Raw genomic sequence first — 18,491 nt, forward strand, 5'->3', positions numbered from 1 at the left:
GGGGCAGGGGTGGGTAGGGGCGAGTCGACCGGGGGGAGGGCGGGCGGTGTTCGACAACTATGTGGCGGGGTTGCGCGGGGGCCTCGCGGCCGGTCTCGCGGTCTGCCTCCTGCTCGCGTACGCCGGGCGGGGCGGGCGGCGTACGGCACGGGTGGCCGTGCGGGCCGGCGCCGGTGTCGCGGCGGCGCTCGCGCTGGGGCTCGGCCACGCGCTGACCTTCGGCCCGCAGGAGCTCACCCCCCGGGCACGCGAGGCACTCGGCGGCATCCTCTCGCTCGCCGCCGTGGCACTGCTGACCTGGGTGGTCCTGCGCAACCGGCACACGGTGCGGCACCCGGCGGCGGGCCTGCGCACCGGCACGGCCGTCCTGGCGGCCGCGGCGTTCCTCGCGGTGGCCCGGGAGGGCCCGGACACCGCCCTGTTCCTCTGGGCGACGGTACGGGCCTTCGGCGACGGAGCGCACGGGCCGCTGGCCGTCGTCCTCCTCGGGCTGCTCACCGCGCTCGTCGTGGTCGTGGCGCTGCGCCTGGCCGCGGCCCGCCCCGCGCCCGCGCGCTTCTTCCGCGCGGCCGGCGTGCTGCTGCTCCTGGTGGCCGCGGGATACCTCGTCGACGGCGTACAGGCGCTGACCGAGGCGGAGTTGGCCGGCGGCCCGCGGCGCGCGGCGTTCGACGTCGGCGCGCTCGTCCCGCCGGACAGCTGGTACGGCGCGGCCCTGGAGGGCGCCTTCGGCTTCCGGCCCGCCCCGACGGTCCTCCAGGTCGCGCTCTGGCTGCTCCACCTCGTACCGGCGCTCCTGTACGTCCTCCGCGCACCGACGCCGCCCACGCCCCGCGCGACGGCGGACTCCGTGTCGGACCCGTCGCCGTTTCCGGACAAAGCAACGGTTCCGGACCAGGACTGACCTGCCCGTTCACCGCGCGAACTCGGGTGCCTATGATCGCCGTTCATCAGTCGATCACCAGCCATGAGGAACATATCCATGCGCAGTTCCCGACTCGGGAAGACACTGGCCACCCTGACGGCCGCCACCGCGATGGCGCTCGGCGGCACGCTCATGACGGCGACCGGCGCGGCCGCCGTCGACGGCTCCGCCTGCAAGGTGAACATCAAGAACCGCCAGATGGCCGCCGGTTCGTTCGGCGCCCAGACCTGGAGCGGTCCGGGCAGCAAGTACACCAAGAAGGCCTACCTGCAGTCCTTCGAGGGCTTCTACGCCCGCTGCTACACCACCAACAGCCACGGCAACCGCTGGTACTACGGCGACCCGAACGGCCGCAGCTACCGCGCCTGGGTCTACGCCGGGAACGTCTTCACCCCCTGATCCGGACCGCCTGACGGACCCCCTTCCCGGGCCCGGTAGGGTTCGGCCCCGGGAAGGGGTAGGTGAGGGTGATCCGATGAGCAACGTGCGCAGGGGACGCGGTCCCGGTCGGCCCGTCGTGATGTCCGCGGCGGTGACCGCGCTGGCGCTGGCGGCGAGCGGATGCGTGACCGTGCACGGCGAGCGGGAGATCGTGCCGGCGGCCACCAAGCCCGAGGCCGCCAAGGCCCTGAAGGACTTCCTCACCGCGTACAACAAGGCGGACGAGGCCTACGACCCGGCCCTGGACGCCGCCCGCATCACCGGCCCGCTGGGCGCCATCAACCAGGGCGGCCTGCGGTCCCGGCACGTCCAGCACCCGGACGGCAACACCGGTCACGTGCCGCTGGAGCTCTCCGACGTCTCGTACGCGATCCCGAAGAAGGCCGGCTGGCCGCGCTACTTCCTCGCGGACACGAAGGCCAACCGCCGTTCGGACCTGCGCTGGCTGTGGGTCTTCACGAAGACCGGCCCCGACCAGGTGTGGCGGGCCACCTATCTGAACCTGGTGTCGCCCAGGAAGCTGCCGGAGCTCAAGAAGGACGAGGACGGCTTCGCCGTGCCGGTGGACGTGGCCGCCGACGACCTCGCGATGACCCCTTCGCACCTCGGCAAGGAGTACACGTCGTTCCTGAAGTCCGGCGGCGACGCCTTCGCGCCGGGTGACCACACGACGGGCTGGAAGGCCTTCCGCGACCGGAACTCCCGGCGGGCCGGTCTCGCGGTGCAGTACATCGACCAGCCGCAGAACGGCGGCAGCTTCGCGCCGCTGGGGCTGCGCACCGCGGACGGCGGCGCGCTGGTGTTCTTCTCCACGCGCCACTACGAGAAGCAGACCGCGTTCAAGGGCCTGAGCCCGAAGGTGGCCCCGGACGCCAAGGCGCTGCTCAAGGGCGAGGTACGGCAGTCCCTGATGCTGGACCGGGTCTCCAACCAGGTCGTCGTCGACCCGAGGAAGCGGGACGGCGGCAAGGTCGCCTTCCTCGGCCGCATCCAGGGGCTCACGGGCGCGAAGGGCGAATAGCCGGCACGCGGGGCCCGGGCGCCCGGCGGGCTCAGCCGCGCAGCGGCCAGGCGGCGACGTCCTGCTGGGGCTCCCCCGCGACCCGGGCGCACTCGTCGGTGAGCGTCTCCAGGAGCGTCAGCGGGTCCGGAAGCGGATGCTCGGGGCCGCGCACCCAGCGCACCGCGAGGTCACCGGGGAGCCGGGCGGGCGGCACCAGGACGTACGAGCCGCGGCAGTGCCAGCGCAGGCCGGGGTGCTCGTCCATCGTCTCGGGGTGGCAGTCCAGCTCGCACGGCCACCACTCGTCCTCGTCCTCGGGGGTGCCCCGGGTCGCGGTGTGGAAGAGCATCCGGCCGTCGTCGGACTCGGCCACCGGGCCGACCTCGATGCCCGCGGCGAGCAGCCGCTGCAGGGCCTCGCGGCCCGCGGCCAGCGGCACGTCGAGGACGTCGTGGATCATGCCGGTGGCGGTGATGAAGTTCGCCTGCGGCTGGTGGCGGGCCCACCGCTCGATCTGGCCGCGGTCGGTCGTGGACTGCGTCTGCCAGGCGAAGGAGACGGGGTGCCGGGCGGGTGTGGGACAGCCGATGCGGTCGCACGAACATCGGTATCCCGACGGATACGCGGCCGGTGCGAGGGGCAGCCCGGCCGCCGCGGCGGCGAGCAGCAGGTCCTCGCGGGCCCGGTCATCCCCCGCCGTGTCCTTGGGGCGCCGGCGCAGCCACTGGGAAATCCTGCCCTGCCCGCCGGACCGGCTGCCGAACTCCGCGCCCATCTAGCCCCTCACCTCGCCGTTGTGCCGAAAGCATGACCCATGGTCCCACCATCCTGCGCCTCGGGGGGCCGGAGCCCACAACCGGGGGGCCGGGGCGACGCCCTCCCGCGCACGACATAGCGCGTCATTCCGGTCCAAGAAGGGATTTACCCGCCTACCGTGGTCGACATGGTCATTAGGACTGTGCTGACGGGCCTCACGGCGCTGACCCTCACGGCACCGAACGGCTTCCTCGCCCCGATCGAGTGGGGCGGCGGCCCCCTGACCGTGGAGGCGCTCCCCCGCGTCGTCTACACCGCGCACCGCGGCGGAGCCCTGGAGGTCCCGGAGAACAGCATGTCGGGCCTGCTGGCCGCCTTCGAGCGCGGCACCGCGCAGGTCATCGACTTCGACACCCGGATACTGCGCGACGGCACCCTGGTGGTCATGCACGACGACACCCTGGACCGCACCACGTACATGTCGGGCCCGGTGCGGCGCCTCGACCGGTGGGACTGGCTGGGCGTGCGGCTGCGCCCGGGGAGCGCGGTGCCGGGGCGGTGGCGCACGGAGCGGCCGCCGACGGTCGCGGAGGTCCTGGACCGGTTCGGCGGGCGGATCATGCTGATGCTGGAGGCCAAGGACCCGCAGAGCCTGAAGTCGCTCGCCGGGCTGATCCGCGGCCGGGGCCTGACCCGTTCGGTCTTCGTGAACACCAACAGCCCGGCGGTCGCCCACCGCGCCCACCAGCTGGGGCTGCTGGCGCAGCTGTGGCGCTCCAAGACGCAGATGCGCACGGACCGGCCCGAGGACTGGGCGCCCTTCGTGGACGTCCTTGACGTGGACTACAAGGCGCGGGACGGCGACCTGCTGCGCGCGGTGAACTCGGGCGTCCCGCGGGTGTGGGCCCACACGGTGACGACGCCGAAGCAGCGGGACCGGGTGCTCTGGCTCGGCTGCAACGGGGTGATCACGGACGCCCCCGGCCTCCTGTCGCGCACGCCGGTCAAGAAGCAGCGGCCGATCAAGGCGCTGCAGGGGCCCGCACCGACCCGAATGGCCCAGGCGGCCGGTGTGATCGCGCGGTGAGGGCGCCCGGCCCCGGGAGTGTCTCCGCGATCCCGGAGACGCCCCCTAGCGCGGCATGATGCCGTGGAGCGCGTACTCGACGAGCCGGTCGGCGTACTCGTGGGTGAGCGGGCCCGAGCGCATCAGCCAGCGCTGGGCGAGCGGGCTCGCCCACAGTTCGAGGGCGATGCGGGCGTCGATGTCGGGGGCGACGTGGCCCGCCTCCCTGGCCTGCTCGACGCGCTTGACGTAGAGCTGGAGCTGCGGCTCCAGGAGCTTCTCGACGAACTCGGCGCCGAGCTCGGGGTTGAGGAGCCCCTCGGCGGCGAGCGCGCGGTAGGGCGCGTCGTACTTGGGGTCGTTGAACTCGTCGACGGTGGCCCGCAGCACGTACTTGAGGTCGGCCTCCAGGTCTCCGGAGTTCGGGATCCCGGCCTCGGCCCCCTCGGCCCCCTCGGTCCCGTCGACCCCGTCCCGTCCCTCTTCCGCGGCCCGGGAGGCCTGTTCGGCGAGGTCGAGGAAGGCGTCGAGGAGGACGGCGCCCTTGGACGACCACCAGCGGTAGATCGTCTGCTTGCCGACGCCGGCGCGGGCCGCGATGGCCTCGATCGTCAGCTTGGCGTAGCCCACCTCGCCGACGAGGGCGAGGGCGGCGTCGTAGATCGCGCGGCGCGAGCGTTCGCTGCGGCGCGTGGAGTCGGGGGCGGTCTTCTGGGCCATGCCGTCGAATGTAGCAGCGACCGAGCCGAGACGTACCGTCTTGACAAGACGCGACGTCTCGCCCAAGCTGAAGTCATCAACGAGACGCACCGTCTCGTTGATTCGACGGATCGGAGGCGATCGCCATGACCCGAAGCGGATCCGGCAGCATGCTGGGCGTCGGCGGCACCCGCAGCAACCTCTCCCGCGCGGCCCTGCGCGGCAGCGGCGGCGGCGGACGGCCGGACGGCACGCCCACCCCCCAGGAGCAGAAGCGCGAGCTGCTGCGGAAGCTGCGGGAGGGACGCGAGACGCACGGCGGGCGGTGAGCCGGGGGCGGGGTGGTGTGACGACCATCTCTGTAACCACCCGTTCGGTTCACAGCGCGAAGGCTCCTCACACCGCACTATGGGCATCAACTGCCCCACCCCGGGCAGCAACTGACCCTGCGGTACGTGAGGAGCCTTCTTTGTCCCGTTTTCCTCGCTCTCCTCGGCGCGCCACACCCCGGCGCTATCTGATGTGCCCACCGGCACACTTCAAGGTCACCTACTCCATCAACCCCTGGATGGACCCGGCCAAGCCCGTCGACGTCCCCCTGGCCCTCGCCCAGTGGGAGGACCTGCGCGACCGGTACCGCGCCCTCGGCCACACCGTCGAGCAGCTCACCCCCCGGCCCGGCCTGCCGGACATGGTGTTCGCGGCGAACGGCGCCACCGTCGTCGGCGGACGGGTGCTCGGCGCCCGCTTCGCCCACCGCGAGCGCGAGGAGGAGGCCGCGGCCCACCTGGAGTGGTTCCGCGCGCACGGCTTCACCGAGATCCACGAACCGACCCACATCAACGAGGGCGAGGGCGACTTCGCCGTCACCTCCTCCTACGTCCTGGCCGGGCGCGGCTTCCGGGCCAGCCCGCTCTCGCACGGCGAGGCGCAGGAGTTCCTGGGCCGCCCGGTGATCGGCCTCGACCTGATCGACCCGCGCTACTACCACCTGGACACCGCCCTCGCCGTCCTGGACGACGCGGCGGACGAGGTCATGTACTACCCGCCCGCCTTCTCGCCGGGCAGCCGGGCCGTGCTGCGCAGCCTCTTCCCCGACGCGCTGATCGCCGAGGAGCCCGACGCCGGGGCGCTCGGGCTCAACGCCGTCTCCGACGGGCTGCACGTCCTGCTCCCGCAGGCCGCGGTCGGGCTCTTCGGGCCGCTGCGCGACCGCGGCTACGAACCCGTCGGGATGGACCTGGGCGAACTGCTCAAGGGCGGCGGCAGCGTGAAGTGCTGCACGCAGGAGCTGCGGGACTAGGGCAGCCCTAGGGGGTGTCTCCGCGCCCTCCCCCTGCCCGCGGGCCGAGGTCCGCCGGGCAGAGCCGGCGCGGCTCGTCGTCGCCCTTGAGGCGGGCGTCGGCACAGCCGCCCGGCAGTCCGCGGTACGCCGTGGTGCCGAAGTTGGCCGTGACGGTCAGCGTGCCCCCGCCGAACACCGTCCGCTGGACCGTGCGGTCGGCGGTCAGCCGCCGGAAGGAGGTGAGGGGCTCGGTGCCCGCGGCCTTGTGCAGCGGGGCGAAGTACTGCTGCAGGGCGGCGAGTTCGGCGCCGTGCCGCTTCAGGGACGGCCCGTCCAGGGCGTAGTTGAGGGGCGTGTTGTAGAGCATCGCGAGGAGGGCGCGGTCCTTCTTCTGGCGCGGCAGCTTCTCGTAACCGAGCTCCCAGCGCTCGGTGTTGACGAGCGAGCCGTGCAGCGCCGTCTCGTAGAGGGGGACGCGGTAGCGCGGGTCGTACATCGCCGTGGCGAGGTCGGCGGGCAGGTCGACGGGCTTGAAGAAGACGCCGGGGGCGTTCTCCGGGTAGTAGCCGCCCCACTTCTCGCGGTCCTTCTGCAGCGCCCACAGGCCGTCGGCGACGGGGGTGCCCGCGCCGTGGTCGAAGGCGAGCACCCGGTTGGCCCAGGCCTGGGCGCTCTCGGAGCCGAGGACGAGGCCGTCCTTCCCGTGCGAGGCGATGCGCCGCATGCGCGCCAGCCGGTTCCGGCGGTCCTGGCCCTTGGTCATGCGGTGGCTCCCCGCGTGGTCGCGGAAGAGTTCGCCGGTGGCGTCCACGTCGAGGAAGTAGCTGTCGGCGCCGTTGGCCACCATGGCGCGGGTGCGGTCGGCGAGGAGGTGGCGGGCCGGCTCGGCCCGCTCGAAGGCCTGGGAGCTGAGGTAGCAGCCGCGGCCGCCGAAGCCGGTCACCGGCTCGCCGGCGGCGTCGCGGACGCAGAAGTCGGGGTAGACGGTGCCGGGCCAGGCGGAGTTGGGGGCGTCGGCCGTCTTCGGGTCCTGGCCGTTGGCGAAGGAGTCGTAGGGGCCGATGAGGTAACCCGCCCTCTTCGCGGCGCGCACCGCCGCCTTGTCCGGGTAGGGCTTCCCGTCGTACCCGAGCCACATCCGGTCCACGCCCAGCGCGCGCAGCCGCTCGATGCCCTGCGCGGTGCGGGCCTCGCCCCAGGTGTAGGCGTGGAAGGCGCCGAGGAGCCTGCCGGTGGCCGGGTTGTCGGCGATCTTCCTTTTGAGGCTGCCGAGTCGGCCGCGCTCGGCGAGGTAGGAGCGGTAGTCGGTGCCGGGCGCGGTCGCGGCGCCGTCGGTCAGGGCGAAGGTGACCGTGTAGGCGCGGGTGCCCTCGCCGCCGTCGAAGGCGTGCTCGGCGGTGGTGCGCAGCCGGCCGTGGGGCGCGGTGAAGCCGAGGCTGGTGCCGATGTCGGTGGGGGTGAGGTAGCTGACGCCGGTCCTCCTGCCGAGGGAGTAGCCCCACAGCGGCAGCGTCAGGCCCTCGCTCACGTCGACGGTGCTGCCCGCGAGCGCGCCCTTGCCGGTGGTCCAGAACGGGTCGTCGACGGGGATGTCCAGGCCCTCGCCGCGCGGGAGTCGGAGGGCGGACGCGGCGGCGTCGGTGCCGGTGACGGGCCAGCTGACGGAGGTGTCGCGGTGCGCCTTCAGGCTCAGGGAGAGGCGGCCGTGGTCGGTACGGGCGGTGACGTCGATGCCGCGCTCGGGGTAGCTCCAGCGGGCCCGGCTCCGGCCGGTGCGGGTGACGGGTCCGGGCGCGCCGAGGTCGGTGGCGGCGGCGTCGGAGAGGGTGAGGTCGCGGCCGTCGCGGGTGTGCGCGCGGACGGCGAGCGAGGCGGTGTCGACGCGTGCGGTGCCGCCGTGGACGGCGAGTTCGACCTGCCGGCCGTGCGGCTGCCCGGCGTCCGCGGTGAAGGCGTAGGCGGTGGCGCCGGCGGCGGTGAGGGCCAGCGCGACGGACAGGGCGAGGAAACGGGTCTCCGACCGCCTGCGGGCGTGGGCGGGAGAACTGATCTTGGATGGCATGCAGACGTGGATAGTCGCCGCGGCTAAGAACCTCTTAAGAAGAGGGGCAGTTCAGCCAGATGGCCGAGGACGTGCTAACAATACGGTCGCACGGGTGCACCGACCGTCCTGTGCGAGCACACCACCACAACCAAAAAGTCGGGCCCACGGGGGCCCTGGGGGAAGAGGTATCAGCGCTGTGAATCGCATGCGCACGTCCGCCGCAGTTCTGGCCACCGCGGGGGCGCTCACCGCCGCTCAGCTCGGTCTCGCCGCATCCGCGTCCGCGGCGACCGGTCCGGCCGCGCCGAAGGCGTCGCCGCGGGCCGTCTCCGGCTGCCCGATCGACATCATCTACACGTCCCGGTTCCAGATCGACCGGAACGGCTGGGTGACCAACGGCGGACTGTACTTCGGCATCAAGAACAAGAGCTCGCAGAGCTTCAAGAAGGTCACCTTCACGGTGACCAACGTGAAGAACGTCCGCTTCGGCAAGGCCACGCCCACCGGCGGCAAGGTCACCCGGCGGACGACGAAGACCGTGTCGGTCTACGACAAGAGCTTCGCGGGCAAGGCGAAGCTGGGCGTCAAGATCCGCACGCACCTGCTCAACACCCGTTCGTACAAGGTGAAGTTCTCCGTGCGCGGCACCGGCTGGAACTGCGCCGTGAACCAGGGCACCTGGGGCGCCTGAGCCGCCGCGCGCCCGCGTCAGTCCGCGGGCGGGGGCGGCCAGGCGTCGCCCCAGTCCGCGTCGCGCGCGGCGCGGTAGAGGGGACCGTGGCGCTTGGTCACGGTCTCCCTGCGCAGCTCCTCCTCGGCCCCGCACAGGTCGAGGAGGACCTGGCCCTTGCGGATCTGCGGGCGGCGCACCACACGGGCGGGCGCCGGGTCCGGGTCGAAGCGGACCGCCGCGACGTAGCTGAACTTCTCGTCCTCGTACGCCAGGGATCCGCCCTTGACCTTGCGGTGCAGGGAGGACCTGCTGACCCGTGCCGAGAAGTGGCACCAGTCCTTGCCGGGCTCGATGGGGCAGGCCGCGCCGTGCGGGCAGGGCGCGGCGATCCTGAGGCCCGCCGCGATCAGCCGGTCGCGGGCCGCCATGACGCGCGCGTAGCCGTCCGGGGTGCCCGGTTCGATGATGACGACGGCCTGGGCGGCCGCGTCCGCCGCCGCGTCGACGACGGATGTCCGGTCGGCCTCCGTCAGCTCCCCGAGGACGTACGACACCGTGACGAGATCGGTGCTCTCGATGGCGAGCGATGCTCCGATCCGAGAGCGCTGCCACCGGGTGGCGTCCAACCGGGACTCCGCGCCCGCCAGTTCCCGCCCGAGGTCGAGCGCGGGCTCGGCCCAGTCGAGGACCGTCACCGGGCGCCGCCCCTCCCAGGTCGCCGCGACCGCCCAGGTGGCCGCGCCGGTCCCGCCGCCCACGTCCACGTGGCTGCCGGGCGCCCAGCCCGCGGGCGCCGCATCGGCGAGGCCCGCCAGCGCGGCGCGCACCGCCTCGAAGGTCGCGGGCATGCGGTACGCCGCGTAGGCGACGACGTCCGCGCGGTCGCGCAGGATCGGGGCGTCGGTCGGCGTGCGGCCCCGGTAGTTGGCGATCAGCCGGTCGACGGCCTGGGTGGCCTGCTTCGGCGGGAGGCCGTCCAGGAGCCCGGCGAGGGCGGTGCGCAGGGTCTCGGCCGGGGCGGCTGGGGATGCCGGGGAAATCGGGGCGTTCACCCGGCGAGTCTACGGCGCGCCCGCGGGACGCCGTCCCCGCGCGGCCCCGTCACCGCCCCCGCGCGGCCCGCGCCAGCCGGGTGCCCGCCGCCGCGCGGGGCCCGCTGTCGGCGGGCCTGCGCCGCGGGTGCACCGTGTTGGCGAGCAGCACCAGGAAGGTGTCCGTCGCCGGGTCGATGACCAGGGACGTGCCGGTGAAGCCGGTGTGCCCGGCGGCGCCGCGCCCCGCGAGCTCCCCCATGAACCAGCCCTGGTCGATGCCGAAGCCGAGGCCGGACCCGGCCAGCATCAGCTCCACGAAGTCGGGGCCGAGGATGCGGGCCCTGCCGTAGGAGCCGCCGCACAGCAGGGTGCGGCAGAACACCGCCAGGTCGCGGCCGGTGGAGAAGAGCCCGGCGTGTCCGGCGACGCCGCCCAGTGCCCAGGCGTTCTCGTCGTGGACCGTGCCGCGCAGCATCCCCCGGTCGGCCTTGGCCCAGGGGCGGCGCTGGTCCTCGGTGGCGGCGGCGTCGGGGCGCGGTCCGAAGCCGGTGGCGGTCATCCCGAGCGGCCGGGTGATGCCCTCGCGGACCAGGGCGTCGAGGGAGCGGTGGGTGAGGCGCTCCAGGACGTGCTGGAGCAGCAGCATGTTCAGGTCGGAGTAGACGTACTCGCCGGGCGGGGTGGCCGGGGCCTCGGCGCGCAGGGCGGCGAGGCGGGCGGCGTCGTCCGGGCAGGCGTACAGCGGCAGTTCCGGCCGCAACCCCGAGGTGTGGGTGAGCAGCTGGCGGACGGTGATGCCGTGCGCGGCGGCGGCCGTGAACTCGGGTATGTACGCCCCGACGAGCGCGTCGATGCCGAGCGTGCCGCGCTCCAGCTGCTGGACGGCGGCCACGGTGGTGAAGAGCTTGGTGAGCGAGGCCAGGTCGAAGGGGGTGGTGGTGCGCATCGGCACCCGCCACTCGTGGGGCAGCTCGACCCCCGTGTCGGACTCCGGGTCGTACGAGGCGTGGCGCACCGCCCAGCCGGCCGCCTCCTCCGCGGCGATCACCGGGCCGCGGCCCACGACGAGCACGGTGCCCGCGGCCCAGGGGCGGGGTCCGCGCGTCAGGTCGCGGACGTCGGCGACGAGGCCGTCGATCTCGTCGGGGTCAAGGCCCGCGCGGTCCGGTGTGCCGGGGCGCAGGAGTCTCGGTGCGCTCAGTGGTCCGCCTCCTGCGTCGGCTCGTGCTGCCAGGGGCGGCACAGTCCCACGAAGCAGGCGATGGCCGCCAGCGCGCAGACCAGTTGGACGACGGCCATCGGGACGGCCGTGTCCTCGCCCGCGATGCCGACCAGCGGGGAGGCGACGGCGCCGATGAGGAAGGAGGAGGTGCCGAGCAGCGCGGATGCGGAACCGGCGGCGTGCGGGGTGCGGAGCAGGGCGAGGGACTGCGTGTTGGGCAGGGTGAGGCCCATCGAGGACATGAGGACGAAGAGCCCGGCGGCGACCGGGAAGAGGCCGACGTCGCCGAAGACGCCGAGCGTCATGAGCAGCAGTGCCGTCGCGGCGGTGGTGATCATCGCGAGGCCGACGGCGAGGACCTTGTCGAGCCGTGCGCGGCCGACCAGGATCTTGCCGTTGATCTGGCCCGCGGCGATCAGTCCGACGGAGTTCACGCCGAAGAGGAGGCTGAAGGTCTGCGGGGAGGCGCCGTAGATCTCCTGGATCACGAAGGGCGAGGCGGAGATGTAGGCGAAGAGCGCGGCGAAGGCGAAGCCGCCCGCGATCATGTACCCGGCGAAGACGCGGTCGGCGAGGAGCGCGCGCATGGTGCGCAGGGCCTGGACGGTGCCGCCGCCGTGCCGCTTCGCGGGGGCGAGGGTCTCGGGCAGGCGGCGCCAGACCAGCAGGGTCAGGGCGGTGCCGACGACGGTGAGGACGACGAAGATGCCGCGCCAGTCGGTGAAGCGCAGGACCTGGCCGCCGATGAGGGGGGCGGCGACGGGGGCGACGCCGGAGATCAGCATCAGGGTGGAGAAGAAGCGGGCCATCTCCACGCCGTCGTACAGGTCGCGGACGATGGCGCGGGCGATGACGATGCCCGCGGCGCCGGCGAGGCCCTGCAGCAGCCGGAAGCCGATCAGGAGCTCGGCGGTGGGGGCGAAGGCGCAGGTCGCGGTGGCGACGACGTAGACGAGCAGGCCGATGAGGAGCGGGCGGCGGCGGCCCCACTTGTCACTCATCGGGCCGACGACGAGCTGACCGAGGGCCATGCCCATCAGGCAGGCGGTCAGGGTGAGCTGGACGGTGGCGGCCGGGGCGTGCAGCGCGTCGGTGACCTCCGGCAGGGCCGGCAGGTACATGTCCATGGAGAGCGCGGGGACGGCGGTGAGGCCGCCGAGCACGAGGGTGACCAGGGCTCCGGTACGACGGAGGGCGGCGGGGCCCTGTGGCTCCGCCGCCTTCGGTATCGCGTGGTCCTGTGTGGCCTGCCCGGTCTCAGGCATCGCGCCCCTCCCAGTCGCTGCGTGGTCGCCCTCCATGGTCGCAGCTACCGGCGGGTGGTACGGACCGGTTCCGTTACGCCGGGTGCAGCCCGGGGTCGCCCGCCTCCGTGACGAAGGACGCGGCGGTCCTGATCGGGGCGCCGGGCCGGGTGACGGCGTCGACGGTCTTGAAGTCGGCGCGGGCCGACTCGCGGCCGAGGCCGACCGTCACGTAGCCGCGGCGGCCGTTGTAGAACTTCAGGTGCGGGTTGGCCCTGGTGTAGGTGTCCCAGTTGGCGGGCTTCTCGGCGCCGTCCTTGCCGCTCGCGACGGAGGTGGCGACGATCTCGGTGCCGACGGTCTTCGAGGACGGGTCGTCGAAGTCGGCCTTGATGTCGAAGGCGTAGCCGACGTGCACGTCGCCGGTGAGGACCATCAGGTTCTCGATGCCGGTCGAGCGCGCGCCGGCGAGGACGCGCCCGCGGGAGGCGCGGTAGCCGTCCCAGGCGTCCATGGAGAGCTTCGCCCGCTCGTTCAGGTCGAGCCTGCGCTCGGAGAAGGTGACCTGCTGGGGGACGACGTTCCACTGGGCGCGCGAGCGGCGCCAGCCGTCGATGAGCCAGCGCTCCTGGGTGGCGCCGGTGATGGTCCGCGCCGGGTCGTCGGACTCGGGTCCCGGTACGTGGGCGGTGTCGCCGTACGCCTGGTCGGAGCGGTACTGGCGGGTGTCGAGGATGTCGAACTGGGCGAGGCGTCCCCAGACCAGGCGGCGGTAGAGCTGCGCGTCGGGGCCCTTGGGCAGCTGGGGGCGGCGCAGCGGCTGGTTCTCCCAGTACGCGCGGTAGGCGGCGGCCCTGCGCAGCAGGAACTCGGCGGGCGGGTCGTCGTTCTCGGAGATGTCGCCCGCGTAGTTGTTCTCGGCCTCGTGGTCGTCCCAGGTGACGACGAAGGGGTGCGCGGCGTGCGCGGCGCGCAGGTCGGGGTCGGACTTGTAGAGGGCGTACCGCAGGCGGTAGTCCGCCAGGTTCTGGGTCTCCTTGTTGAAGTGGGCGGGCAGCGTGCGGTCGGTGTAGTTGCGGGCGCCGCCGACCGCGTTGACGGCGTACTCGTAGAGGTAGTCGCCGAGGTGGAAGACGACGTCGACGTCGTCCTGGGCGAGGTGCTTGTACGCGGTGAAGTAGCCGTCGTGGTAGGCCTGGCAGGAGACGGCGGCGAGGGTGAGGGCGCCGGGGCGGCTGCCCGCGGGCGGCGCGGTGCGGGTGCGGCCGGTCTCGCTCACCCAGCTGCCCGCCCGGAAGCGGAAGTAGTAGGTGCGGCCCGCCTCCAGGTGGTCGGCCTCGACGTGCACGGTGTGGCTGAACTCGGGGTGCGCGGTGGCCGTGCCCCGTCTGGCGACGCGCCGGAAGCGGGCGTCGTGGGCGAGCTCCCACTGGACGGTGACGCGCTCCTGGGGCAGGCCGCCGCCGGGCTCGTAGGGGGCGGGGGCCAGCCGGGTCCAGAGCAGGACGGAGGAGGGCAGCGGGTCGCCGGAGGCGACGCCGAGGGTGAAGGGGTTCTCCTTGATGCGGCGGGTGTCGAGCTCGGCGGCGGCCGCGACGCCCGCGGTGGGCAGGTTGGTGGCGAAGGCGAGCGCGGCGGCGGCGCCGGTGACCGTGAGGAACCGGCGGCGCCCCACGTGCCGGGCGGCGGCGCGGAGTTCGGCTGTGTGCTGCTGGCCTGCGGGTGTCATGTGCCCTCCCCTGACGACGGGTGTCACGGGCATGCAAGTGGCGGGGGACGACGGGCGCCTGTCGCGTACACAACAGCCGCATGGCGGTCGGATGATGTCCGCGTGACCGCCCCTCCCGTACGCTGCGGGGCCATGAACGCTGAGCGAACTGCCGCAACGAACCCGTCGGGGACCGCGCCGAGGACCGCCGTGGTGACCGGCGCGGGCTCCGGAATCGGCCGCTCCGTCGCCCTCGAACTGCTCGCCGCCGGGTGGTCGGTGGCGCTGGCCGGGCGCCGGGTGGAGACGCTGGAGGAGACGGCCGCCCTGGCCGCCGCCGGGCACGGGGTGAAGGACGCCGCCACCCTGCGCGTCCGCACCGACGTGTCGCGGCCCGAGGACGTGGCAGCCCTCTTCGCGCGCGTACGCGAGGACTTCGGGCGCCTGGACCTCCTCTTCAACAACGCGGGCACCTTCGGCCCCGGCGGCGTGCCCGTCGAGGAGCTGCCCTACGACGCCTGGCGGCACGTGGTCGACACCAACCTGAACGGCGCGTTCCTGTGCGCCCAGGCGGCCTTCCGGCAGATGAAGGAGCAGGACCCGCAGGGCGGCCGGATCATCAACAACGGCTCCATCTCGGCGCACGCCCCGCGGCCGAACTCGGTGGCGTACACGACGACCAAGCACGCGCTGACCGGCCTGACCAAGTCGCTCTCCCTGGACGGCAGGCCGTACCGGATCGCCGTCGGCCAGATCGACATCGGCAACGCGGCGACGGACATGACCGAGCGCATGCAGTCCGGGATCCTGCAGGCCAACGGCGCGTTGGCGAGCGAGCCGGTGATGGACGTGGCCGACGTGGCCCGCACGGTCCGGCACATGGCGGAACTGCCGCTGGAGGCGAACGTCCAGTTCGCGACCGTGCTCGCGACGAACATGCCCTACATCGGGCGGGGTTGAGGCACCCGCGGGGGCCGGGGTGGCGTGGGGTGGCGTGTCGTCGCGGCGCATATCTCCACAAGTGGAATAGCAGCTACCGCATCAATCGGGGCCAGTGCTCCCTTTATGCTCGGCTTCTCTCCACGAGAACTTCACACTTGGAGCACTCCTTGCGCATACGCACCATGGCCCCCGCCGTCCTCGCCGCCACCGCCCTGTCGGTGTCCCTCCTCGCCGCCTCCCCGGCGTCGGCGGCGTCGGCGCGCCACCAGGGCGGCCTGCACCTCGGCTACATCCAGTACGACAGCCCGGGCAGCGACACCCGCTCGAACTCCTCGCTGAACGCGGAGTGGGTCAACATCCACAACAGCACCCGCTCCCCGATCCAGCTCAAGGGCTACAAGCTGAAGGACGACACGGGCTACACGTACACCTTCGGCAGCTACAAGATCGGCGCGGGCAAGACGGTCAAGGTCCGCACCGGCAAGGGCAGCAACGCCTCCGGCGTCCGCTACTGGGGCCGCGGCAGCTACGTGTGGAACAACACGAGCGACAAGGCCCGCCTCCTCAAGCCGAGCGGCGCGCAGCAGGACTCCTGCGCATGGACGCGCGCCGACTCCGGCCACAAGAACTGCCACTGACCGATACCACCGGATATCACCGGACAACACCGGATAACACCGACCAATATCAGGGGGAAGGGGCAGGGCAGCCGCCGTGCCGTGCGCGCCCGCGGTCGGGGCCGCGGGAATGTGCCGCGCCGCGCGGCGGTTGCCCTGCGACATGACGACGAACACGACCCCTCCCGCGGACGGCGCCGGCGGCCCCGACGGCACCGGCGTGCTGCGCTACGCCGCCTTCACGACCGAGCCGGGCGGCGGCAACCCCGCGGGGGTCGTGCCGGACGCGGCCGGGCTCGACGACGCGGCCATGCTCGCCGTCGCCGCCCGCCTCGGCTACAGCGAGACCGCCTTCCTCACCCGGGACCCCGCGGACGCCGAGCGCGCCTACACCGTGCGCTACTTCAGCCCGCGGGCCGAGGTGCCGTTCTGCGGCCACGCCACCGTGGCGGCCGCGGTGGCGCTCGCCGAGCGGGGCGGGGCCGAGGGCGCCGACGGCCCCGGCGACTACGTCTTCGCGACGCGGGCCGGCACCGTGCCGGTCACCGTCACGGCGGACGGCGCCACCCTGCGCGCGACGCTCACCAGCGTCGAGCCGCACGTCGAGGACATCGCGGCCGGCGACCTCGACGAGGCCCTCGCCGCACTCGGCTGGGGCGCGGACGAACTGGACCCGGAGCTGCCGCCGCGCGTCGCCTACGCGGGCGCCCGCCACCTGGTGCTCGCCGCCGCGACCCGGGCCCGCCTCGCCGACCTCGCCTACGACTTCGAGCGCCTGCTCGCGCTGATGCGCCGCCTGGACCTGACCACCGTCCAGCTGGTGTGGCGGGCCTCGGACACCGTCTTCCACGTCCGCGACCCGTTCCCGGTGGGCGGGGTCGTGGAGGACCCGGCGACGGGCGCCGCCGCCGCGGCCTTCGGCGCCTACGCACGCGAACAGGGCCTGGTGCCCGCCGCGTCCGTCCTCACCCTGCACCAGGGCGAGGACATGGGCAGGCCGGGCGTCCTGACGGTGACGCTGCGGGACGGGGACCCGCGGGTGCGGGTGAGCGGGGCGGCGGTGCGGCTGCCGGAGTAGACCGGGGCGGGGTGGTCCGGGGTGGTCCCGGACTGGTCCCTGGCCGGGGTGGTCCGGAAGCGGTGGCGGCCGGGTCAGCCCTTGCCGATCAGGCCTGGCGGTCAGGCCTGGCGGTCAGGCCTGGCGGTCACGCCCGGCGGTCACGCCCGGCGGTCACGCCCGGCGGTCACGCCCGGCGGTCACGCCCGGCGGTCACGCCCGGCGGTCACGCCCGGCGGTCAGGCTTGGCGCGGTCAGGCTTGGCGGTCAAGCCTGGCGGTCACGCCTGGCCGGTCTCGAAGCGGGAGACCTTGCCGTCGTCCTCGACGACGAACCGCCACTTCGTGCGCATCTCGCCCCAGGTGTCGTTCCGGTACGTGACGAGCAGCGTGCGGCCGCCGTCCGACTCGGACTCGACGTCCATGTGGCCGTGGCAGGAGAAGACCTCGCGGTCCGTCCAGTCGGCGATGTCCCGGTCGGTGCCGTCGTCCGACATGGTCGCGCCGGGCGCGAGCAGGGCGTCGAAGGCCGCCTTGTCCTGGGCGTTCACCGCGGTGACGAAGGCCCGGACCGTGGGGTCGGCGAGCCGGTTTACCTGAATGCTCATGCGCCCACGGTCACACCGGGCGGCCCGCCCCGCCACCGCTGCCGCACCCTCCGGTCACCCGGACGGACCCGTGGGCCGGGTGGGCCGTGCCGGGGCGGTGGACGGTGGAGACGGACGCATCCGTCACCCCCGCCGCGGGGCCGAACCGGGAGTTCCCCATGACCACGTGTTCCTGCCTGGACCGACGCGACCTCGGGCTGCTGCTACTCCGGGCGGGCACCGGCGGGGTGCTCGCCGCGCACGGCGCCCAGAAGCTGCTCGGCTGGTTCGGCGGCGGGGGCATCGAGGGCACCGGCGCCTTCATGGAGTCCGTCGGCTACGCGCCGGGCAGGCTCAACGCCGTCGTGGCGGGGCTCGCCGAGGCCGGCGGCGGGGTGCTCCTCGCGCTGGGCCTCGCGACCCCGGCGGCGGGCTCGGCGGCGGCGGGCGCGATGGCGGGCGCCACCGCCCTGCACACCCCGAACGGCTTCTTCAGCCAGGGCGGCGGCTACGAGTACCCGGCGTTCCTCGGCCTGGCCTCCGCCGCCCTCGCCGTCACGGGCCCCGGCCGCTACTCCGCCGACCACGCGCTCGGCCACTCCCTCAACCGCGCCTGGATGGTGCCCGCCGCGCTCGCGGGCACGGCGATCGGGGTGCTCGTGACGCTGGGCGCCCGGCGCCGGAACGTCCGCGCGCAGGAGGCCGGGGAGGGCACCTCGCACGACGCGTAGCCGCCGTGGCAGGCTGCGGCCCATGGACGAGCAGCAGCACGAGCAACCGGGCGCGCAGGCCGCCCGGCAGGACCCCTGGGACACCGTCGACCGGCTCTACGCGTGGCTGGACGCGCACAACGCACACGCGCCCCGGGAGGCGCTGCTCCTGCGGATGCTGAAGCTCTCCGAGGAGGTCGGCGAGGTCGCGCAGGCGGTCATCGGCGCCACCGGCCAGAACCCCCGCAAGGGCACCACCCACACCTGGGACGACGTGCGCGGCGAGCTCTGCGACGTGATCGTCACGGCCATGGTCGCCCTGCGCACGCTCACCCCGGACGCGGCGGCGGTCCTGGCCGCGCACCTGCGCCGGGTCGACGCCCGGTCGACGGGCACGGCCCCGCCCGCGCACTGACGGACGGGACGCCCGGGACCTACCGCCCGAACCACCGCATGATCCGCTCGTCGGGGACGACGCG

At 73.7% G+C, this 18,491-nt stretch carries 20 protein-coding genes; 12 read left to right on the top strand and 8 right to left on the bottom strand.

Going from position 1 to position 18,491, the window contains the following annotated elements:
- Nucleotides 1-46: 46 nt before the first annotated feature.
- The 3 genes from ACFYXE_RS12720 to ACFYXE_RS12730 all read left to right on the top strand — a co-directional run bounded on the left by ACFYXE_RS12720 (nucleotide 47) and on the right by ACFYXE_RS12730 (nucleotide 2,387).
- On the top strand, nucleotides 47-904 hold the full coding sequence (locus ACFYXE_RS12720; protein ID WP_389311790.1) for an FTR1 family protein: 858 nt from the start codon (nucleotides 47-49) through the stop codon (nucleotides 902-904).
- 78 nt (nucleotides 905-982) lie between these two features.
- The gene (locus ACFYXE_RS12725; RefSeq protein ID WP_389311792.1) at nucleotides 983-1,324 is read left to right on the top strand and encodes a hypothetical protein; all 342 of its coding nucleotides are present in this window, start codon (nucleotides 983-985) and stop codon (nucleotides 1,322-1,324) included.
- Nucleotides 1,325-1,400: 76 nt separating this feature from the next.
- Nucleotides 1,401-2,387 (top strand): hypothetical protein, encoded by a 987-nt coding sequence (locus tag ACFYXE_RS12730; protein ID WP_361178218.1) that lies wholly within the window; start codon nucleotides 1,401-1,403, stop codon nucleotides 2,385-2,387.
- Nucleotides 2,388-2,418: 31 nt separating this feature from the next.
- Here the strand turns inward: ACFYXE_RS12730 and ACFYXE_RS12735 are convergent, their stop codons facing one another.
- Nucleotides 2,419-3,144: a bifunctional DNA primase/polymerase gene (locus ACFYXE_RS12735; protein WP_361178220.1), complete on the bottom strand. Its 726-nt coding sequence runs from the start codon at nucleotides 3,142-3,144 to the stop codon at nucleotides 2,419-2,421.
- Between the two features lie 168 nt (nucleotides 3,145-3,312).
- Between ACFYXE_RS12735 and ACFYXE_RS12740 the strand changes: the two genes are divergently transcribed.
- The gene (locus ACFYXE_RS12740; protein ID WP_389311794.1) at nucleotides 3,313-4,212 is read left to right on the top strand and encodes a glycerophosphodiester phosphodiesterase; all 900 of its coding nucleotides are present in this window, start codon (nucleotides 3,313-3,315) and stop codon (nucleotides 4,210-4,212) included.
- Nucleotides 4,213-4,257: 45 nt separating this feature from the next.
- Here the strand turns inward: ACFYXE_RS12740 and ACFYXE_RS12745 are convergent, their stop codons facing one another.
- Complete coding sequence (locus ACFYXE_RS12745; protein ID WP_389311796.1) at nucleotides 4,258-4,911, bottom strand: TetR/AcrR family transcriptional regulator; 654 nt, start codon at nucleotides 4,909-4,911, stop codon at nucleotides 4,258-4,260.
- Nucleotides 4,912-5,036: 125 nt separating this feature from the next.
- On the opposite strand from ACFYXE_RS12745, the gene ACFYXE_RS12750 reads away from it, so the two are divergent.
- A complete protein-coding gene (locus ACFYXE_RS12750) occupies nucleotides 5,037-5,219 on the top strand; it encodes a DUF6243 family protein (protein WP_389311798.1) in 183 nt (60 codons plus the stop codon).
- Nucleotides 5,220-5,359: 140 nt separating this feature from the next.
- Nucleotides 5,360-6,193, top strand: a complete 834-nt coding sequence (gene ddaH, locus ACFYXE_RS12755; RefSeq protein ID WP_389311800.1) for a dimethylargininase — start codon at nucleotides 5,360-5,362, stop codon at nucleotides 6,191-6,193.
- A 7-nt stretch (nucleotides 6,194-6,200) separates the two neighbouring features.
- Here the strand turns inward: ddaH and ACFYXE_RS12760 are convergent, their stop codons facing one another.
- Entirely contained in the window at nucleotides 6,201-8,237 is a 2,037-nt protein-coding gene (locus tag ACFYXE_RS12760) for a glycoside hydrolase (protein ID WP_389311802.1), read from the bottom strand.
- Nucleotides 8,238-8,424: 187 nt separating this feature from the next.
- Between ACFYXE_RS12760 and ACFYXE_RS12765 the strand changes: the two genes are divergently transcribed.
- On the top strand, nucleotides 8,425-8,910 hold the full coding sequence (locus tag ACFYXE_RS12765) for a hypothetical protein (protein WP_361179930.1): 486 nt from the start codon (nucleotides 8,425-8,427) through the stop codon (nucleotides 8,908-8,910).
- A gap of 17 nt (nucleotides 8,911-8,927) precedes the next feature.
- On the opposite strand, the gene ACFYXE_RS12770 is transcribed toward ACFYXE_RS12765, so the two are convergent.
- From ACFYXE_RS12770 to ACFYXE_RS12785, 4 genes are all read right to left on the bottom strand, one after another.
- Nucleotides 8,928-9,944, bottom strand: coding sequence for a small ribosomal subunit Rsm22 family protein (locus tag ACFYXE_RS12770; protein WP_361179932.1), 1,017 nt, complete (start codon nucleotides 9,942-9,944; stop codon nucleotides 8,928-8,930).
- Between the two features lie 49 nt (nucleotides 9,945-9,993).
- On the bottom strand, nucleotides 9,994-11,169 hold the full coding sequence (locus tag ACFYXE_RS12775) for a serine hydrolase domain-containing protein (RefSeq protein ID WP_389311805.1): 1,176 nt from the start codon (nucleotides 11,167-11,169) through the stop codon (nucleotides 9,994-9,996).
- Nucleotides 11,124-12,413: a multidrug effflux MFS transporter gene (locus ACFYXE_RS12780; RefSeq protein ID WP_361179936.1), complete on the bottom strand. Its 1,290-nt coding sequence runs from the start codon at nucleotides 12,411-12,413 to the stop codon at nucleotides 11,124-11,126. Before ACFYXE_RS12780 ends, ACFYXE_RS12775 begins: the two co-directional genes overlap by 46 nt.
- A gap of 73 nt (nucleotides 12,414-12,486) precedes the next feature.
- Nucleotides 12,487-14,121 carry an alkaline phosphatase D family protein gene (locus ACFYXE_RS12785; RefSeq protein WP_389311808.1) on the bottom strand — a complete coding sequence of 545 codons (1,635 nt, stop codon included), beginning with the start codon at nucleotides 14,119-14,121 and terminating at the stop codon, nucleotides 12,487-12,489.
- Between the two features lie 132 nt (nucleotides 14,122-14,253).
- Between ACFYXE_RS12785 and ACFYXE_RS12790 the strand changes: the two genes are divergently transcribed.
- The 3 genes from ACFYXE_RS12790 (at nucleotide 14,254) to ACFYXE_RS12800 (ending at nucleotide 16,737) form a co-directional block, all read left to right on the top strand.
- Entirely contained in the window at nucleotides 14,254-15,060 is an 807-nt protein-coding gene (locus ACFYXE_RS12790; RefSeq protein ID WP_389311810.1) for an SDR family oxidoreductase, read from the top strand.
- A 149-nt stretch (nucleotides 15,061-15,209) separates the two neighbouring features.
- Nucleotides 15,210-15,680 (top strand): lamin tail domain-containing protein, encoded by a 471-nt coding sequence (locus tag ACFYXE_RS12795; RefSeq protein ID WP_361179944.1) that lies wholly within the window; start codon nucleotides 15,210-15,212, stop codon nucleotides 15,678-15,680.
- A gap of 142 nt (nucleotides 15,681-15,822) precedes the next feature.
- The gene (locus tag ACFYXE_RS12800) at nucleotides 15,823-16,737 is read left to right on the top strand and encodes a PhzF family phenazine biosynthesis protein (RefSeq protein ID WP_389311812.1); all 915 of its coding nucleotides are present in this window, start codon (nucleotides 15,823-15,825) and stop codon (nucleotides 16,735-16,737) included.
- A 259-nt stretch (nucleotides 16,738-16,996) separates the two neighbouring features.
- On the opposite strand, the gene ACFYXE_RS12805 is transcribed toward ACFYXE_RS12800, so the two are convergent.
- A complete protein-coding gene (locus ACFYXE_RS12805; protein ID WP_361179948.1) occupies nucleotides 16,997-17,323 on the bottom strand; it encodes a nuclear transport factor 2 family protein in 327 nt (108 codons plus the stop codon).
- Between the two features lie 158 nt (nucleotides 17,324-17,481).
- On the opposite strand from ACFYXE_RS12805, the gene ACFYXE_RS12810 reads away from it, so the two are divergent.
- Entirely contained in the window at nucleotides 17,482-18,033 is a 552-nt protein-coding gene (locus tag ACFYXE_RS12810; protein WP_389311814.1) for a DoxX family protein, read from the top strand.
- A gap of 22 nt (nucleotides 18,034-18,055) precedes the next feature.
- Entirely contained in the window at nucleotides 18,056-18,427 is a 372-nt protein-coding gene (locus tag ACFYXE_RS12815; protein WP_389311816.1) for a MazG-like family protein, read from the top strand.
- The last annotated feature ends 64 nt before the right edge of the window (nucleotides 18,428-18,491 follow it).

The organism is Streptomyces sp. NPDC002564, assembly GCF_042889645.1.
Classification (GTDB): Bacteria; Actinomycetota; Actinomycetes; order Streptomycetales; family Streptomycetaceae; genus Streptomyces.

What these genes read in the sequence shown, in the direction of transcription:
- ACFYXE_RS12745 (WP_389311796.1), bottom strand. Translation starts at nt 4,911, where the DNA reads ATGGCCCAGAAGACCGCCCCCGACTCCACGCGCCGCAGCGAACGCTCG.
- ACFYXE_RS12800 (WP_389311812.1), top strand. Translation starts at nt 15,823, where the DNA reads ATGACGACGAACACGACCCCTCCCGCGGACGGCGCCGGCGGCCCCGAC.
- ACFYXE_RS12750 (WP_389311798.1), top strand. Translation starts at nt 5,037, where the DNA reads ATGACCCGAAGCGGATCCGGCAGCATGCTGGGCGTCGGCGGCACCCGC.
- ACFYXE_RS12790 (WP_389311810.1), top strand. Translation starts at nt 14,254, where the DNA reads ATGAACGCTGAGCGAACTGCCGCAACGAACCCGTCGGGGACCGCGCCG.
- ACFYXE_RS12805 (WP_361179948.1), bottom strand. Translation starts at nt 17,323, where the DNA reads ATGAGCATTCAGGTAAACCGGCTCGCCGACCCCACGGTCCGGGCCTTC.
- ACFYXE_RS12780 (WP_361179936.1), bottom strand. Translation starts at nt 12,413, where the DNA reads ATGCCTGAGACCGGGCAGGCCACACAGGACCACGCGATACCGAAGGCG.
- ACFYXE_RS12815 (WP_389311816.1), top strand. Translation starts at nt 18,056, where the DNA reads ATGGACGAGCAGCAGCACGAGCAACCGGGCGCGCAGGCCGCCCGGCAG.
- ACFYXE_RS12785 (WP_389311808.1), bottom strand. Translation starts at nt 14,121, where the DNA reads ATGACACCCGCAGGCCAGCAGCACACAGCCGAACTCCGCGCCGCCGCC.
- ACFYXE_RS12765 (WP_361179930.1), top strand. Translation starts at nt 8,425, where the DNA reads ATGCGCACGTCCGCCGCAGTTCTGGCCACCGCGGGGGCGCTCACCGCC.
- ACFYXE_RS12810 (WP_389311814.1), top strand. Translation starts at nt 17,482, where the DNA reads ATGACCACGTGTTCCTGCCTGGACCGACGCGACCTCGGGCTGCTGCTA.
- ACFYXE_RS12725 (WP_389311792.1), top strand. Translation starts at nt 983, where the DNA reads ATGCGCAGTTCCCGACTCGGGAAGACACTGGCCACCCTGACGGCCGCC.
- ACFYXE_RS12730 (WP_361178218.1), top strand. Translation starts at nt 1,401, where the DNA reads ATGAGCAACGTGCGCAGGGGACGCGGTCCCGGTCGGCCCGTCGTGATG.
- ACFYXE_RS12740 (WP_389311794.1), top strand. Translation starts at nt 3,313, where the DNA reads ATGGTCATTAGGACTGTGCTGACGGGCCTCACGGCGCTGACCCTCACG.
- ACFYXE_RS12760 (WP_389311802.1), bottom strand. Translation starts at nt 8,237, where the DNA reads ATGCCATCCAAGATCAGTTCTCCCGCCCACGCCCGCAGGCGGTCGGAG.
- ACFYXE_RS12735 (WP_361178220.1), bottom strand. Translation starts at nt 3,144, where the DNA reads ATGGGCGCGGAGTTCGGCAGCCGGTCCGGCGGGCAGGGCAGGATTTCC.